The sequence below is a fragment of the Streptomyces sp. NPDC051452 genome (assembly GCF_044454765.1).
Taxonomy (GTDB): domain Bacteria; phylum Actinomycetota; class Actinomycetes; order Streptomycetales; family Streptomycetaceae; genus Streptomyces.
The window spans coordinates 130,894-147,380 of record NZ_JBITEB010000019.1; the positions used below are offsets into that span (position 1 = coordinate 130,894).

Annotated in this window: 17 protein-coding genes; 5 read left to right on the forward strand and 12 right to left on the reverse strand. The window is 73.3% G+C overall.

Going from position 1 to position 16,487, the window contains the following annotated elements:
• Positions 1-45: 45 nt before the first annotated feature.
• The 3 genes from ACIBA9_RS32895 to ACIBA9_RS32905 all read right to left on the reverse strand — a co-directional run bounded on the left by ACIBA9_RS32895 (position 46) and on the right by ACIBA9_RS32905 (position 3,221).
• Positions 46-1,203, reverse strand: a complete 1,158-nt coding sequence (locus ACIBA9_RS32895; protein WP_399368810.1) for an ROK family transcriptional regulator — start codon at positions 1,201-1,203, stop codon at positions 46-48.
• A 149-nt stretch (positions 1,204-1,352) separates the two neighbouring features.
• A complete protein-coding gene (locus tag ACIBA9_RS32900) occupies positions 1,353-2,018 on the reverse strand; it encodes a response regulator (RefSeq protein WP_399368812.1) in 666 nt (221 codons plus the stop codon).
• Positions 2,019-2,066: 48 nt separating this feature from the next.
• On the reverse strand, positions 2,067-3,221 hold the full coding sequence (locus ACIBA9_RS32905) for a sensor histidine kinase (RefSeq protein WP_399368814.1): 1,155 nt from the start codon (positions 3,219-3,221) through the stop codon (positions 2,067-2,069).
• Between the two features lie 107 nt (positions 3,222-3,328).
• Here ACIBA9_RS32905 and ACIBA9_RS32910 point away from each other — a divergent pair, with 107 nt between their 5' ends.
• From ACIBA9_RS32910 to ACIBA9_RS32920, 3 genes are read left to right on the forward strand one after another with little or no spacing between them, the layout of a single operon-like run.
• Entirely contained in the window at positions 3,329-4,249 is a 921-nt protein-coding gene (locus ACIBA9_RS32910; protein WP_399368816.1) for an ATP-binding cassette domain-containing protein, read from the forward strand.
• 2 nt (positions 4,250-4,251) lie between these two features.
• Entirely contained in the window at positions 4,252-4,968 is a 717-nt protein-coding gene (locus tag ACIBA9_RS32915) for an ABC transporter permease (protein WP_399368818.1), read from the forward strand.
• 41 nt (positions 4,969-5,009) lie between these two features.
• Positions 5,010-5,492 carry a hypothetical protein gene (locus ACIBA9_RS32920; RefSeq protein WP_399368820.1) on the forward strand — a complete coding sequence of 161 codons (483 nt, stop codon included), beginning with the start codon at positions 5,010-5,012 and terminating at the stop codon, positions 5,490-5,492.
• A 51-nt stretch (positions 5,493-5,543) separates the two neighbouring features.
• Here ACIBA9_RS32920 and mug read toward each other — a convergent pair whose 3' ends face one another.
• From mug to ACIBA9_RS32965, 9 genes are all read right to left on the reverse strand, one after another.
• The gene (mug, locus tag ACIBA9_RS32925; protein ID WP_399368822.1) at positions 5,544-6,035 is read right to left on the reverse strand and encodes a G/U mismatch-specific DNA glycosylase; all 492 of its coding nucleotides are present in this window, start codon (positions 6,033-6,035) and stop codon (positions 5,544-5,546) included.
• A 62-nt stretch (positions 6,036-6,097) separates the two neighbouring features.
• Complete coding sequence (gene purB, locus ACIBA9_RS32930; protein ID WP_399368824.1) at positions 6,098-7,540, reverse strand: adenylosuccinate lyase; 1,443 nt, start codon at positions 7,538-7,540, stop codon at positions 6,098-6,100.
• Positions 7,541-7,599: 59 nt separating this feature from the next.
• Complete coding sequence (locus tag ACIBA9_RS32935) at positions 7,600-7,956, reverse strand: DUF4326 domain-containing protein (protein WP_399368826.1); 357 nt, start codon at positions 7,954-7,956, stop codon at positions 7,600-7,602.
• 10 nt (positions 7,957-7,966) lie between these two features.
• Positions 7,967-8,755, reverse strand: a complete 789-nt coding sequence (locus ACIBA9_RS32940) for an SGNH/GDSL hydrolase family protein (protein WP_399368828.1) — start codon at positions 8,753-8,755, stop codon at positions 7,967-7,969.
• A gap of 75 nt (positions 8,756-8,830) precedes the next feature.
• The gene (locus ACIBA9_RS32945) at positions 8,831-9,844 is read right to left on the reverse strand and encodes a hemolysin family protein (RefSeq protein WP_399368830.1); all 1,014 of its coding nucleotides are present in this window, start codon (positions 9,842-9,844) and stop codon (positions 8,831-8,833) included.
• Positions 9,841-11,184, reverse strand: coding sequence for a hemolysin family protein (locus ACIBA9_RS32950; protein ID WP_399368832.1), 1,344 nt, complete (start codon positions 11,182-11,184; stop codon positions 9,841-9,843). Before ACIBA9_RS32950 ends, ACIBA9_RS32945 begins: the two co-directional genes overlap by 4 nt.
• A gap of 153 nt (positions 11,185-11,337) precedes the next feature.
• Positions 11,338-11,763 (reverse strand): GNAT family N-acetyltransferase, encoded by a 426-nt coding sequence (locus ACIBA9_RS32955; RefSeq protein WP_399368834.1) that lies wholly within the window; start codon positions 11,761-11,763, stop codon positions 11,338-11,340.
• A gap of 417 nt (positions 11,764-12,180) precedes the next feature.
• The gene (locus ACIBA9_RS32960; protein ID WP_399368836.1) at positions 12,181-14,748 is read right to left on the reverse strand and encodes an ABC transporter permease; all 2,568 of its coding nucleotides are present in this window, start codon (positions 14,746-14,748) and stop codon (positions 12,181-12,183) included.
• Between the two features lie 4 nt (positions 14,749-14,752).
• Complete coding sequence (locus tag ACIBA9_RS32965) at positions 14,753-15,565, reverse strand: ABC transporter ATP-binding protein (RefSeq protein WP_362155624.1); 813 nt, start codon at positions 15,563-15,565, stop codon at positions 14,753-14,755.
• A 149-nt stretch (positions 15,566-15,714) separates the two neighbouring features.
• Here ACIBA9_RS32965 and ACIBA9_RS32970 point away from each other — a divergent pair, with 149 nt between their 5' ends.
• Positions 15,715-15,957, forward strand: a complete 243-nt coding sequence (locus ACIBA9_RS32970) for a toxin-antitoxin system HicB family antitoxin (RefSeq protein ID WP_399368838.1) — start codon at positions 15,715-15,717, stop codon at positions 15,955-15,957.
• 4 nt (positions 15,958-15,961) lie between these two features.
• Positions 15,962-16,336, forward strand: coding sequence for a fic family toxin-antitoxin system, toxin component (locus ACIBA9_RS32975; protein WP_362155619.1), 375 nt, complete (start codon positions 15,962-15,964; stop codon positions 16,334-16,336).
• Positions 16,337-16,487 lie beyond the last annotated feature (151 nt).

Here is a 16,487-nt window from a genome sequence, read left to right on the forward strand (position 1 = left end):
GAAGTGGGCCGCCCGATCCCCACCGGCGCCCCCGGTCCGGTCGCCTCAGCGCCGCGCGGTCACCGTGCCGTTCACCGCGAACAGCTGCTCCTCGACGTGGTCCAGGGCGAGCCGCAGGGCGCCCGTGGCCACCGCCGCCTCGCCCAGCAGGGACAGCGCCACCCGGGGCGGCCGCAGGCAGTAGCGGGCCAGTTCGCGGCGCAGCGGTTCCAGGACGCCGTCCAGGCCGGCCGCCCAGCCGCCGACCACGACCAGTTCCGGATCGACCGCCAGCACCAGTGCGGCCACGTCGTGCACGAGCCGCTGGATGAACCGCTCGACGGCCGCCCCCGCCCGCTGGTCGCCCTCGCGGGCCAGCGCGAACACCTCGGCGACCGCCTGCTCGTCCAGCGGGTGCAGCGGTTCGTCGGTGGTGGACAGCAACGTCTCCGGCGTCGCCTCCCGACCCAGCAGGTGCAGCGCCCCGATCTCACCGGCCGCCCCGCCGTAGCCGCGGTGCAGCCGTCCGCCGATCAGCGAACCCGCCCCGGGACTCAGCCCGGCCAGCACGAACACCACGTCGTCGGTCTCCGTCGCCGCGCCCTTCCAGTGTTCGGCGACCGCTGCCGCGTTGGCGTCGTTCTCGACCAGCACGGGGCATTTGAAGGAGCGGCTGAGCCGCTCACCGAGCCGCAGTCCCGTCCACTGCGGCAGTGCGGTGCTCAGTCGTATCGTGCCACCGGCCTCCACGATGCCCGGGGTGCCCACGCCCACCGCCCGCAGCGAGCCGCGCGCCACCCCGGCCCGGCGCAGCAGCTCGGCCACCGCGCCGCGCAGCCGGTCGAGCCGCTCGTCCGCGGAAGCGGTCGCGTCCACCTGCTTGGCCTGCGCGCCCAGCACCCGCCCGTCCAGATCGGACAGGAGCGCCGCGACCCGGTGCGGCCCGATCTCCAGGCCCAGCAGATGGCCCGCCTCGGCCCGGAACCGGAACCGGCGGGCCGGCCGCCCCTGACGGCGCGTGGCGTTCCCGTCGGCCGCCGTCTCCACGACGAGTCCGGCGTCGATGAGCCCTTCGACGACGCCCTCGACGGTCGGCCGGGACAGACCGGTCACCCGGGTGACCTCGGTGAGCGTCGCGCAGTCCGTGGCCCGCAGCGCGTGCAGCACCACCGCGGAATTGATCCTTCGCAGCAGCGAGGGATCGCCGCCGGTCAGCTGCCCCACCGTCCGTCCTTCCAGCTCGCAGGCGTGTTTCGCCGGATCGTACTCGGCCCGGCGCACCCCGGCGAGTGCCGGGTTCGGGCGGGCGGCGCGGCGCCGGTCACGGTGGCCCGGCGGCGGGGCCGGGCGCCCGAGTGCCCGTCCGCCGTATCTCAGCGCGGCTCCACGAACCCCGACTCGTAGGCCGTGATCACCGCCTGGGTGCGGTCGCGCGCGCCGAGCTTGGCCAGCACGCCGCTCACGTGCGACTTCACCGTCTCGGTGCCCACCACCAGCCGCTCGGCGATCTCCGCGTTCGACAGCCCCCGCGTCATGAGCCGCAGCACCTCGGCCTCCCGTTCCGTCAGCCCGGCCCGCTCCAGCACGGCACGCGCCGGACGCTCACGGTCGCCGGCATCGCCGTACCGGGCGGCGAGACGGCGTACGGAGGCGGGGAACAGCAACGACTCGCCCTCCGCCACCAGCCGCACCGCGTGCACGATCTCGGCCGGCCGGGCCCGCTTCAGCAGGAAGCCGGCCGCTCCCGCGCGCAGCGCCTCGTACACGAACTCGTCGTCCTCGAAGGTGGTCACGACGAGGATCCTGGGCGGCGCCTGGACGGTACGCAGCACCGCGCGCGTGGCCTCGATCCCGTCCATCAACGGCATGCGGACGTCCATCGCGACCACGTCCGGGCGCAGTCGGCGCACCAGCGGGATGACCGCCGCCCCGTCGGCCGCCTCCCCCACCACCCGGATGTCGGGCTGCGCCTCGAGAACGGCGCGCAGGCCCGCGCGGACCAGGGGTTCGTCGTCCACCAGAAGTACGCTGACCGGCATCCGGCCAGCCTAGAGGGTGTTGCTCAGCGGTGATCGACAGCCCATGGATCACCCGAGTGGAAGCTCCGCCCGCACCCGCCAGTCGCCCTCGTCCGGTCCCGTGCGGGCCCTGCCGCCCAGCAGCGCGGCCCGCTCCCGTATCCCGCGCAGCCCGCTGCCCCGCCCGGGCCCCCGTATCCCGGCCGGCAGCGGATTGCGGACCTCCAGACACAGGGTGCCCCCCGCGACGGCCACCCGGACCCGCACCGGGACGGCACCGGCGTGCCGCAGCACATTGGTCAGCGCCTCCTGGAGGATGCGGTACCCCTCGCGGGAGACCGGGCCGGGCACCTCCGCCAGCGGACCGGAGACCTCCGCGTCGACCTCGGCGCCGGAGGTGCGGGCCGACTCCAGCAGGCGGTCCGCGTCGGCCAGCGTGGGCCGGGCGCTCGCCGGCCGCTCCGACTCGCGCAGCACCCCGAGCACCCGCTCCAGGTCCGCCAGCGCGGCCCGCCCCGTCTCCTCGATGGCGTCCAGCGCGCGGTCCGTGAACGCCGGATCACCGGCCGCCCGCGCCGCCCCCGCCTGCACGACCGCCACCGTCAGGGCGTGCCCGATGGAGTCGTGCAACTCACGCGCGATACGGGTGCGTTCGAGCAGTTGCTCGGTGCGCTCCTCCAGGGCGGCCAGCCGCTCGGCCGCGGACGGCCCCAGGAGCCGGCGCGCACACCCCGTGACCACCGCGCCGAGTCCGACGACGACCCCGTAGAGGGCGAGCAGGGGCAGCGGGGCCAGCAGGGCGTACGCCGGGCGCGGCTCCAGCCCGGCCGGCCACGGCATGCCGGAAGGCGCCAGACCCCAGCCGCATCTCGTCAGTTCCACGGCGAGGACGGGCAGCCACACCGAGGCGAAGGAGGTCATCGCGCCGAGGGCCATCCGCAGCTCCAGCCACAGCACCGTGCGCATCCGGTCGCGCCAGTTCGCCGACGGGGTCACGGAGATGTCCGGATCCTCCTGACCCGGAGTCAGCAGCAGCCGGGCCTGGACGCCCTCGCCCACCCGCACGGCGGGCAGCAGACCGACCGGCACCAGGACGAGCGCGGGCACCCAGAACCTCGCCGGGTCGATGAACATCCACACGCTCTGCACCAACATCGGCACCCACAGATGCAGCAGGCGCGTGTACGTCGTCCCGCGCAGCAGCGGGCGCAGAAAGCGTGCCATGACGTCATCCTGGCATCCGGCACCGACAACCGACCTCCCCCGCACGGGGGAGACGATCTCCACCGGCGGGGGAGGCGCCAACCCGCCCGCCCGGCAAGGCTGCTGCCATGACCAGCATCGACGTACGAGACCTCACCAAGGAGTACGGCACGCGGCGAGCCGTGGACGGGCTCACCTTCAGTGTCCGGCCCGGCCGGGTGACCGGCTTCCTCGGCCCCAACGGCGCCGGCAAATCCACCACCATGAGGCTCGTCCTCGGCCTCGACCGCCCCACGTCCGGCACCGCCACCGTCGGCGGCCGCCCCTACGGCGAACTCCGCGAACCCCTGCGCCGCGTGGGCGCACTGCTGGACGCACGGGCCGCACACGGCTCGCGCACGGCCCACGATCATCTGCGCGCCCTGGCGGCCGGCAACCGCATCTCCCCGCGCAGGGTCGACGCCGTCCTGGAGGAGACCGGGCTCGCGACGGTGGCGCGGCGCCGGGTGAAGAGGTTCTCGCTCGGCATGCGCCAGCGGCTGGGCGTCGCCGCCGCGCTGCTCGGCGAGCCCGAGGTGATCCTGCTCGACGAGCCCGCCAACGGCCTGGACCCCGAAGGCATCGTGTGGATCCGGAAGCTGCTGCGCCGGCTCGCCGCGCAGGGCCGTACGGTGCTCGTCTCCAGCCATCTGATGAACGAGACCGCCGCGTTCGCCGACCACCTGGTGATCCTCGGCGGCGGGCGGCTGCTCGCCGACACACCCGTCAAGGACTTCATCCACGCGCGCGTACGACCCCGGGTCAGGGTCCGCAGCACCGAACCCGGAGCACTCGGCGACCTGCTCGCCCGGCACGGACACGAGGCCTCCCGCGAGGAGGACGGCACGTGGACCGTGCGCCACGCGCGCGCGGACGACCTCGGGCGACTGATGTCCGAAGCCGGCGTCCCCGTTCTCGAACTCGTCACCCAGGAGGCCACCTTGGAGGAGGCCTACCTCGACCTGACCGCGGCCGAGGCCGAGTTCACCGCACCGCGCCAGGAGGCCTGACCATGCTGTCCGCACCCGTGCTCCACGCCGAGTGGATCAAGATCCGTACCCTGCGCTCGCTGCTCGGCGCCCTGGCCGCGATGGCGTTGGTCACCGCCGGCTTCGCCGCGCTCGCCCCGTCCATGGCCGACGGCGAGTCGTCCGACCCGCTGTTCGCGGTGTTCTTCGGCATCAGCTTCGGGCAGGTCGCCGCGGTCGCCTTCGGTTCGGCGGCCGTGTCGTCCGATTTCCGGGGCGGCGCGTTGTGGCTGACGTGGGCGGCGGTGCCCGGCCGCAGGCGCTGGTTCGCGGCGAAGGTGACGGCGATCGCCCTGCCCGCGCTGGCGGTCGGGCTGCTCACCGGGCTCGTCACACTGCTGGTCGGCGAGGTGGCCCTCGGGGCCTCCGGGCCTGCCTGGGCCGAGGGACTGCGCGGTGCCGTCGGCTGCGGACTGCAACTGACGCTGATGGCCCTGCTCGCCGCCGGGCTCACGGCCGTGCTGCGCAGTGGGACGGCGACCCTCGCCGTACTGATCCCGTTCCTGCTGATCGTGTCCTTCGTGATCGGCGACCTGTCCGGCGGCGTGGCCGACTTCCTGCCCGACCGGGCCGGTCAAGTGGCCCTGCACAGCACCTGGAACGGCTCGCTCGGCCCCTGGAGCGGCCTCGCGGTCACCGCGCTGTGGACGGCGGCGGCCCTGTTCGCCGGCGCCTGGGCCCTCGACCGCAGGGACGCCTGACGGGCCGCCAATTGTCAGTGGTGCCCGCTTTACTGGATTCCATGGACATCGCGAACCACCTCGCCGTGATCGACCGGCTGTGCGCCCGGGACTTCCCGGCCGAGCACGGCAGGACCGACGTCGGCACGGGCGGGCCGGGGTATCTGATAGCCGAGCTGCGGGGCAGCGGCGCGTCCTGGCAGGACGACGGCGCCGGACGGGAGGAGGCCGCCGCGCAGTACGAGGCCGACCGGGACGCGCTGGCGGAGCGGCTCACCGAGCGCTGGGGTCCGCCGGACCGCTTCAGCCTGTACAGCATCCTGGAGCGGACGATCGACGGCGGAGAGGCGGGAGGGGCCCGGGCAGGAGAGGGCGGCGGCCAGGACGGCGCGCAGCCGTGGACCGGACTGAGCGGTCATGTTCCGGACGTCCACCTGTGGCGGGTGCCGGAGGCGGGCCGGTGGTTCGCCCTCGGCGTGTCCCGGTGGAGCGGGGAACCGCCGTTCCGGCTGCTGGCGGTGATCACGGACACGGACCCGCCCTGACCGGGGCCGGCGGGGAACCGGCCTCCCGGGCGGTCGGGGTCGTGCGGATCCTCAGGCGGCCCGCGCCGTCGTGCGCAGGCGGGCGAACTCCTCGGCCATCGTCGCCGTCGTCCAGTGCGCGTTCAGGCCACTGGGGTTGGGCAGCACCCACACCCGGGTGTCCCCGATGGTCCGCTCCTGCGGCCCGACCCGGGCGGTGCGGTCGTCGAAGGCGGCCCGGTACGCGGTCACTCCGACCACGGCCAGCCACTTCGGCCGCAGCCGCGTCACCTTGTCGGTCAGCAGCAGCCCGCCCGCCACGTACTCCGCGGTGGTCAGCTCGTCCGCCCGCGCGGTCGCCCGCGCCACCACGTTGGTGATGCCGAGCCCGTACGCCGGCAGTTCCCCCTGTTCGGCGGGCTTGAGCAGCCTCGGCGTGAAGCCGGACAGGTGCAGCACCGGCCAGAACCGGTTGCCTGGCCGGGCGAAGTGGTGGCCCGTCGCCGCCGTCATCAATCCCGGGTTGATGCCGCAGAACAGCACCTGGAGACCGTCCGCGACCACGTCCGGGACGAGACGGTCGCGGGCGGCTTCCAGGTCCGCCTTGGTGAAGCGGGGAGCGCCGGTCAGAGGATCGCTCCGGGGGTGTAGCCGGCGGCCTCCGGGCGCTGCTTGACGATCTCCTCGATCCGGCCGACGACGACGCCGACCTGGTCGGCCGCGGCGCCGGTGAAGGACAGCTTGTCGGCCATCAGCGCCGCCAGCCGCTCCCGGTCGAGCGGCAGGCGCGCGTCGGCGGCGAGCTTGTCCAGCAGGTCGTTGCGCTCGGCTCCCTGCTCGCGCATGGCGAGCGCGGTGGCCACGGCGTTCTCCTTGATCGCCTCGTGCGCGACCTCGCGTCCGACACCGGCCCGCACCGCGCCCATCAGCACCTTGGTGGTGGCCAGGAACGGCAGGTAGCGGTCCAGTTCACGGGCGACGACGGCCGGGAAGGCGCCGAACTCGTCGAGGACCGTCAGGAAGGTCTCCAGCAGGCCGTCCAGTGCGAAGAACGCGTCCGGGAGTGCGACCCGGCGCACCACCGAGCAGGAGACGTCGCCCTCGTTCCACTGGTCGCCGGCCAGCTCGCCGGTCATCGACGCGTAGCCGCGCAGGACGACCATGAGGCCGTTGACGCGCTCGCAGGAACGGGTGTTCATCTTGTGCGGCATCGCCGAGGAACCGACCTGGCCGGGCTTGAAGCCCTCGGTGACCAGCTCGTGCCCCGCCATCAGCCGGACGGTCTTGGCCAGCGAGGACGGCGCCGCCGCCAGCTGCACCAGCGCGGTGACGACCTCGTAGTCCAGCGAGCGCGGGTAGACCTGGCCGACCGAGGTGAACGCCTGCGCGAAGCCGAGGTGCCCGGCGATGCGGTGCTCCAGCTCGGCGAGCTTGGCCGCGTCACCGCCGAGCAGGTCCAGCATGTCCTGCGCGGTGCCGACCGGGCCCTTGATGCCGCGCAGCGGGTAGCGGTTCAGCAGCTCCTCGACGCGGCCGTGGGCGACGAGCAGCTCGTCGGCGGCGGTCGCGAAGCGCTTGCCGAGCGTGGTGGCCTGCGCGGCGACATTGTGGGAGCGGCCGGCCATGACCAGCTCGGCGTACTCGCCCGCGAGCTTGCCCAGACGCGCCAGCACGGCCACCGTACGGTCGCGCACCAGCTCCAGCGAAAGCCGGATCTGCAGCTGCTCGACGTTCTCGGTGAGGTCCCGGGAGGTCATGCCCTTGTGCACGTGCTCGTGCCCGGCGAGGTCGTTGAACTCCTCGATCCGCGCCTTCACGTCGTGCCGGGTGACCTTCTCGCGCTCGGCGATCGAGGCGAGGTCGACGGTGTCGAGGACGCGCTCGTAGTCGGCGATGGCCTCGTCCGGCACCTCGATGCCGAGGTCCTGCTGAGCCCGGAGCACGGCGAGCCAGAGCTGCCGCTCCAGCTTCACCTTCTGCTCGGGCGACCAGAGCGTGGCGAGCTCGGTGGAGGCGTAGCGTCCGGCGAGGACGTTGGGGATACGGGGCTTGGCGGGCGCAGAAGTCACGTGTCCAGAGTCTACTGGCGGTTTGTGCAGGCCAGCGCCATGGGGTTGTTCGGCGGAAGCTACGAGACCCCGGTCACCTCGCCCCTGTCGGCCAGCTCGGCCAGCACGTCGGCGTGGCAGGGCAGGGGTGCGCACCAGCAGGCCAGGGTCTTTCCGCGCAGCTCCGGCAGCAGGTCCAGCAGTTCCGGCCGCTCCAGCAGGTAGGCCCGGTACAGGGCCATGACCTCGGCGCGGGTGCCGTGCCGCCTCTTCTTCGGGGTGTCGTAGGCGAACGGGTTGTACAGCGGGTGCCGGGGCAGGTCCCAGCCGCCCATCGTCCAGCGGCGGCCGACGTAGACGACGTCCGGGGGCGCGTGTTCCAGCCGGGGGCCGAACTCGTGGATCCGGCCCCGCACGGCGATCACGCGGGTGGTCATGGCCGAGAGGTTACGCCGGACCCTCGTACGGCAGCAGCTCCGGCCGCTTCGGCGGGAGGCCGTCGCCCGAGGAGCGGCCGGTCAGCCGGCGGCCTATCCACGGCAGCAGGTACTGCCGGGCGAAGCGCGCGTCGGCCACCCGCCGGCTCAGCCAGCCGGGTGGGAGCGTGGCCGCCATCGGCACATGCCACTCGGCGTCCTCCGGCTCGTACCCGAGCGTCTGCCACACCGCCTCGGCGACCCGGCGGTGCCCGTCCGCCGTCAGGTGCAGCCGGTCCACGCCCCACAGTCGCGGGTCGGCCAGCGCGGGCGCCCCGTACAGGTCCACCACCAGGGCGCCGTGCTTGTCGGCCAGCTCGTCCACGCAGGCGAACAGTTCCTCCATGCGCGGCCGGAACCGCTCCAGCACCGGGCCCTGGCGGCCGGGGCTGCGCATCAGCACCAGCTGTCCGCAGGAGGGAGCCAGCCGCTCCACGGCCTCGGTCAGCAAGCCCCGCACCCGGCCCATGTCGCACTTGGGCCGCAGGGTGTCGTTGAGACCGCCGACCAGGGTGACCACGTCGGCGTTCATGGCGGCCGCCACGTCCACCTGTTCGTCGACGATCTGCCCGATCAGCTTTCCGCGCACGGCGAGGTTGGCGTACCGGAAACCGGGGGAGCGGGCCGCCATCCGCGCGGCGAGCAGATCGGCCCAGCCCCGGTAGGAGCCGTCGGGCAGCAGGTCGGACATGCCCTCGGTGAAGGAGTCACCGACCGTGACCAGGCTGGTGTACGTGGGAGATATGGGATTCGTCTGCATGACGACAGCGATGGTAACCCGGCTCCATACCCAACGGTCGGTCGCCCTCGCCCTCGCCCCGCACCCCGGCCCCCCTCAGGCCGGCTGGCCGAACAGTTGGCGCAGCACGTCCTCCATCGTCACCAGGCCGGCCAGGCGGCCGTCGTCGCCGAGCACGGCGGCGAGGTGTGTGCGGCTGCCCCGCATCGCGGTCAGGACGTCGTCCAGCGGGGTCCGCTCGCGGACCCGGGGAATGGGGCGCATGTCGCGCAGCCGGAACGGCATGTCCCGGGGCGAGGCGTCCAGTGCGTCCTTGACATGCAGATAGCCCACGATCCGCCGGCTCTCGTCGACCACCGGGAAGCGGGAGAAGCCGGACTCGGCGGACAGCCGCTCCAACTGCTCCGGAGTGACGCCCACGCGCGCGTAGACCACGCGCTCCAGCGGTACCACCACGTCTCGCACCGGCCGGCTGCCCAGCTCCAGGGCGTCGTGCAGCCGCTCCTGCGCCCGGTCGTCGATCAGGCCCGCCTCGCTGGCGTCCTTGACGATCTCGGCCAGCTCGGTGTCCGTGAAGGTCGCCGCGACCTCGCCCTTCGCCTCCACCCGCAGCAGCCTCAGCAGCCCGTTGGCGAAGGCGTTGATGGTGAAGATCACCGGGCGCAGCGCCCGGGACAACGTGACCAGGGGCGGCCCGAGCAACAGCGCGCTGCGCACCGGCTCCGCGAGCGCGATGTTCTTGGGGACCATCTCGCCCAGCAGCATGTGCAGATAGGTGGCCAGGGCCAGGGCGATCACGAAGGACACGACGTGGCCCGCGCTCGCGGGCACGCCGACCGCGTGGAAGGCCGGCTCCAGCAGGTGTGCGATCGCCGGTTCGGCGACCACACCGAGCACCAGGGTGCACAGGGTGATGCCGAGCTGTGTGGCGGCCAGCAGCGCGGAGACGTGCTCCAGCCCCCACAGCACGCTCTTGGCGCGCCGGTCGCCCTCCTGGGCGAGCGGCTCGACCTGTGAGCGGCGCACCGAGATCAGCGCGAACTCGGCGCCCACGAAGAAGGCGTTGACGACCAGCGTCGCCAGCCCGACCAACAGCTGTACGGCGGTCATCGCGCCCCCTCCGGCCTCTCCTGGGTCAGTTCGTCGTCCAGCGGCGCGTGCAGCAGTACCCGGGCCGCCCGGCGGCCGGAGGCGTCCACCACGTCCAGTCGCCAGCCGGCCACCTCGACGCTGTCGCCGGTCTCCGGTATCCGGCCCAGCTCGGTGGCGATCAGGCCGGCCAGGGTCTCGTACGGCCCCTCGGGCACCCGCAGGCCGACCCGGGCGAGCTGGTCGGTGCGGGCCGCGCCGTCGGCCGAGTACAGTGCCCGGCCGTCGCTGTCCGCACCGGCGGGGGCGAGGTCGGGCGTCTCGTGCGGATCGTGCTCGTCGCGCACCTCGCCGACGACCTCCTCGACGATGTCCTCCAGCGTCGCCACCCCGGCCGTGCCGCCGTACTCGTCGATGACGACGGCCATGGTCCGTCGGCCGGAGAGCCGGTCCAGCAGCCGGTCGACGGTCAGGGACTCGGGCACCAGCAGCGGTTCGCGCATCACCTGGGAGACGCGGCGGTGGCGCCGCTGCTCGACGGGCACGGCCAGCACGTCCTTGACGTGGGCGGTGCCGACGACGGTGTCCAGGCTGCCCTGGTAGACCGGGAACCGGGACAACCCGGTGGCGCGGGTCGCGTTCGCCACGTCCTCGCAGGTGGCCTGGGTGTCCAGGGCGACGACCTGCACGCGCGGGGTCATCACGTTCTCCGCCGTCAGGTCGGCCAGGTTCAGCGTGCGCACGAACAGCTCGGCGGTGTCCGGCTCCAGCGCGCCCTTCTTCGCCGAGTGCCGGGCGAGGGCGGCCAGCTCCTGCGGACCGCGCGCGGAGGCCAGCTCCTCGGCCGGTTCGATACCGAGCCGGCGCACGAAACGGTTGGCCGTGTTGTTCAGGTGGGTGATGAAGGGCCGGAACGCGGCGCTGAACCAGCGCTGCGCGCTGCCCACCCGCTTCACCACGGCCAGCGGGGAGGAGATCGCCCAGTTCTTGGGCACCAGCTCGCCGACGACCATCAGGAACACCGTGGACAGGGCCGTACCCAGCACCAGGGCGGCCGAGCCGGCCGCGGTGTGCGACAGGCCCATCGCCCGGAACGGCCCGGCGAGCAGTTTCGCGATCGACGGCTCGGAGAGCATGCCGACCACCAGGTTGGTGACGGTGATGCCGAGCTGGGCGCCGGAGAGCTGGAAGGTCAGGCTCCGTACCGCCTTCAGGGCACCGGACGCACCGCGCTCGCCACGCGCGGCGGCCCGCTCCAGCTCGCCGCGCTCGACCGTGGTCAAAGAGAACTCCGCCGCCACGAAGGCGCCGCAGGCGAGCGACAGCAGGATCGCCACCAGAAGGAGAAGCACTTCGGTCATCGGGTCACCCCCGTCCCATGATCGGACAGGCCGGGGGGATACGCGCGACGTCGCGTACGGGGAGGCTCGCCCATGGGCGGACGCTCACAACCTTTCATAGAGGACCGAGTGATCCCACAATGGTAAAGGATGGGCAAAGTAAGGTGCTTGGTCTCAGTCGGTCAGGGGCTTCACCCAGCGTCGCCACTGGTCCTGCGGCCGGTATCCGGCGGCGCTCCAGGCGTGGTGCGCGCTCTCGTTGCGGACCAGCACCATGGCGTCGGCACGCCGGCCGCCGAGCCGTACGAAGCGTTCCTCGGCGGCGGCCAGCAGCGCCGAACCGATGCCCATTCGGCGCCGCCGGGGGCACACCGCGAGCCGGTAGAGATGACACCGCCAGCCGTCGAACCCGGCGATGACCGTCCCGACGAGTTCGCCGTCGGACTCGGCCAGGAGCAGCGCCTCCGGGTCGTGGGCCACCAGTCGTTCCACCCCGGCCCGGTCGTCGGTGATGCTCGTGCCCTCGGCGGCCACCTTCCAGAAGGCCAGCACGGCATCGAGGTCGTCCGGGGCGGCGGGGCGTATACGCACGGAAGTCATCTGATCATCGGATCACGAGACGCGGGGGCGGTCACGGGATTTCCGTCATACGGACTCGGCGCGCGATTCGCATGGCCCACGGACGCGGGACGGTGGCGGGCCACCCGTTCGGCGGCGGGCAGCGGCTCCGGTGACCCGGGCGCGGGGGCCGGCCGGGCGCCGTCGAGGGCGCGATGTCCGCGTACTCGGACCCGCGGCGCCCGGTCGCGGTCGGCCCCGATCGGCAACGGCACGCGCGAACCGTCCGTCCCGGGCCGGCGCCCGGCCGCGGACGCTCGGTCGCCCCGCCGCGGCGAGCGGCGCCGGCAACGGGGCGGCCCTGCCCAGGTGATCGGGGCCCAGGATCACGTCGTACCCCGCACCCTCCCTCACGCCCCGTTCCCGGCGTCCGAGGCCGCCGTCTCGCCGACGGTGTCGTCACTCGTGCGCGATCGCCGCCAGCACGTTCATCCGCGACGCCCGCAGCGCCGGCAGCAGGGCCGCCACGACGCCCACCACCGCCGAGCCGACCACCACCGCGACGATCGTGCCCCAGGGGATCGCGAGCGCCGTCAGCCCGCGCAGCTCCAGCACCCGGTGCATGCACACGCCCCACACGAGGCCCAGCGCCAGCCCGAGCACCGCGCCGAAGACCGCGATCACCACCGACTCCAGCCGGATCATCCGGCGCAACTGCCGCCGCCCCAGCCCGATCGCGCGCAGCAGGCCGATCTCCCGGGTGCGCTCCACCACCGACAGCGCGAGGGTGTTGACCACACCGAGCACGGCGATCACGATCGCCAGCCCGAGCAGCGCGTACACCAGATACAGGAGCACGGCGATCTGATCGCGCACCAGCGTCTTGTAGTCGCTCTGGTTGCGCACCTGGACCTGCGGGAAGGGCTTGAGTGCCCGCTTCAGCCGTGGACGCAGGGAGTCCGCCTTCGTTCCGGGCGCCGCGTTGACGTACAGCGCGGAGTCCTGCCCCTTCGGTACGTACCTGTCGAGCGTGCCGAGGCCGAGGAGGATGCCGCCCTGGGCGCGGAAGCCACCGGCCGACTGCTGATCGGTGAGCGCCCCGACGGTCAGCCCGGCCCGCCGGCCGCCCGGGAACTCGACCGGGACCACGCTGCCGATCCGCACGCCGTGCTCGGAGGCGAAATCGGCGTCCATGGCCAGGTGGCCGGCCGCCAGCGCCGCCGCCGAACCGCCCCTGACGTAACCGATGTGCACGACGTCGTCGAGCCCGGGGCCGTACGCGGTGACGTTCGTGGTGAGCCGCGTGCCGTCCGGCAGCCGTACGGCGGCCGGACTGAGCCGCTGCCGTACGACGAGCCCCACGCCGGGCGTCGCGCCGGCGGTCTTCGCCACGTCCCGCGTGAACGACGTGAAGCCGGTGTTCTGGACGATGAAGTCCGCGCCCAGGGTCTTGTCGATCTGCCGGTCGAACGACGCGGACAGGGACGCGCTCGCCACCGACATCCCGCCGACCAGCGCCAGCCCCACCATCAGCGCGCCGGCCGTCGCACCGGTGCGACGCGGATTGCGCAGGGCGTTGCGCTGGCTCATCCGCCCGACCGCCCCGAACAGCGCGGGGAACGCCCCGCCCAGCACCCGGACCACCGGCCGGACCAGCAACGGCCCGGCGACCACCGTCGCGATGAGCGTCAGGACCACGCCGGCCCCCAGCAGCGCGGCGGCCTGCGCGGTCCGCGTGGCCACGGCACACCCCGCCAGTGCGGCCGCCCCGACCGCCCCGACCACCGACCCGGCGATCGCCCGCACCTTCAACGGCCGCCCCACACCCGCCACTTCGGCGTCGGCGAGGGCGGCCATCGGAGAGACGGCCGCCGCCCTCCGCGCGGGCAGATAGGCGGCGACGAAGGTGACACCGAGGCCGACGACGTACGCCGCGACGGGCGTGCCCCAGCCGATGACCATCTCGGTCGTCTTCAGTTTCATCCCGAACGCGCTCATCAGCCGCATCAACCCGAAGGCCAGCCCGATCCCGGCCGCGAGCCCGAGCGTGGCACCGACCAGCCCCAGCAGCAGCGCCTCCGTCAGCACCGAACGCCGTACCTGCCGGCGGTCCGCGCCGAGCGCCCGCAGCAGGCCCAGTTCGCGGGTGCGCTGGGCGATGAGCATGGAGAAGGTGTTGACGATGAGGAACACGCCGACGAGCAGCGCGATGCCGGCGAAGCCCAGCATCACGTACTTGATCACGTCGAGAAAGCCGCCGAGGTTGGCCGCGGCCGACTTGGCCTGCTCGTCGGCGGTCCTGAACTCGTAGGGCCCGGCGCCGATCGCCGCCGCCACCCGGCGCTTGAGCTCCGCGTCGGTCACGCCCTTCGCCGCGTCCACCGAGATGCCGGTCGCCTCGGCGGCGGAGCCGAGCAGCTCACGGCCGGCAACGGCCGGGTCCAGATAGACCAGCGCGGAGCCCGGATTGGTCGTGGTGAACGTGGCGATGCCGACGACCCGGACCTCGAAGGTGCCCGGCTGTGCCTGCACGGTGAGCGGATCGCCGATCCGTACGTGCCTGTCGCCGGCGGTGTCGGCGTCCAGCAGCGCCTCGCCCGCCCCGTGCGGCGCGTGACCGGAGGTCAGTCTCACCGGGCTGTGGGGGGTGACGTACCAGGAGGAGGCGATGGTCGGGGCACCGGTCGTCGGGCCGACGGACCTGTCGTGGGCGTCGACCACCACCACGTTCTCCACCGACACGTCGGCGCGGGCGGCCGCCACCCCGGCGACCTTCGCCGCCCGGTCCCGCAGCGCGGCGGGCACGGTCTGCACCAGACCGCTGGGCCGCGCCCCGCTCAGGTCCGCCTTCGGCCGGATCGTCACATCGGCGGCGGTGGAGGCGAAGAGCCGGTCGAAGGTACGGGTGACGGTGTCGGAGAAGATCAGACTGCCCGAGACGAACGCCACGGACAGCACCACGGCCAGCGCGGACAGGGCCAGCCGTCCCTTGTGCGCGAGGAAGCTCCTGAGGGTCGCCTTGAGCACCGGGTCAGGCCTCCCGCGCGGTGACGCCGTCGCCGAGCCGGCCCCGGACCACGTCGAAACGCTTCATGCGTTCGAGCACGGCCTCCGCCGTCGGCCGTTCCATCTCGTCCACGATCCGCCCGTCGCCGAGGAAGAGCACCAGGTCGGAGTGGGCGGCGGCGCCCGGGTCGTGGGTGACCATCACCACGGTCTGCCCCAGTTCGTCAACGGCGGCGCGCAGGAAGCCCAGTACCTCCAGACCCGCCCGCGAGTCGAGGTTGCCGGTGGGTTCGTCGGCGAAGATCAGCTCGGGCCGGGAGGCCAGCGCCCGCGCGCACGCCACGCGCTGCTGCTGGCCCCCGGAGAGTTGCGCGGGCCGGTGCGACAGCCGGGCGCGCAGGCCGAGCGTGTCGATGATCCGGTCCAGCCATTCCTCGTCCGGTCTTCGGCCCGCGATGTCCATCGGCAGGGTGATGTTCTCGGCGGCGGTCAGGGTCGGGATGAGGTTGAACGACTGGAACATGAATCCGATCCGGTCGCGCCTGAGCCGGGTCAGTTCCCGCTCCTTCAGCCCCGTGATCTCGGTGCCCCCCAGCCACACCTGACCGGCCGACACGGTGTCCAGGCCGGCCAGACAGTGCATGAGCGTGGACTTCCCGGACCCCGACGGCCCCATCACGGCGGTGAAGCGGCCGCCCGCGATGTCCACGTCCACCGAGTCCAGGGCGACCACGGCCGTCTCGCCGGAGCCGTAGGCCTTGGTCAGCGCGCGGGCGCGGGCCGCGGCGACGCCGTCCGGCGCGCGGCCCGGGGCATGCTCCGCAGCAGGTGTGGACAAGACCGCCTCCATGTCGCCTCGACGCCCCGACTCCATGGTCGGGCTGAGCCTAGTGTGACCCCTACCACAGCCGGAATCCCTCTGGATACACCCGGACGGCCACCGGGCCGCCCTTGCCGTTGCTAGCACCACGGCGCTAGCTTCGAGGCATGGCGAAGACCCAGCTGAACGTGCGCGTGGACGAGGGCACCGCCCGCGCGGCCCGCGAACGCGCCCTGGCCCGCGGGATGAGCGTCAACCGCTACATCGAGGAACTGGTCAGACAGGACACCGGGGAAGCGGGCCGCACCTTCGTCGACGCGGCCGCCGACTTCATGAAGAGCTACGAGTCCGTGTTCGCCGAGGAGTTCACCGAGGGGCGCGGCACCGACACCGGGAAAAGCCGCCGCTGATCCCTTGAACGAGTTCCGTATCGACCTCGCCTGGCTGCTCATGCTCGCCGAACAGAGGACGCCCGGGGACCCGCAGGTCACCGACTGGGGCGCCCTGGTCGCCGCCGTCGCCCGGCACCGGGCGGAGATATTCGGCACGCCCGTCTACGACAGCCCGCACGCCCGAGCGGCCTCCCTGCTCCAGCTGCTCATCCACGTACCGGCGCTGGAACGCGCCAACGCCCTGTTCGCCTCGGCGGTCGCCTACGCCTATCTGGCCGCGAGCGGGGAGAAGGTGGCCACCACGGCCGAACAGGTGCGCGACCTCGCCCGGCTGGTCAAAGACGGCACGGCGAGCGTCGACGACATCGCGCGCGAACTGCGTGGCTGGAGCCTGTGATCAGCGGACGCCCGGGCCCCGCCCGTCCGCTTCCTCCGGACGCCAGGCGACGCCGGGCACGCAGCACGACGTCGGCGGCGCGGCGCCCTTCCCCGGCAGAGCCGTCCGGCCGACCGCGACCCGGACGGCGAGTCTGCACCTGTTCAGTCCG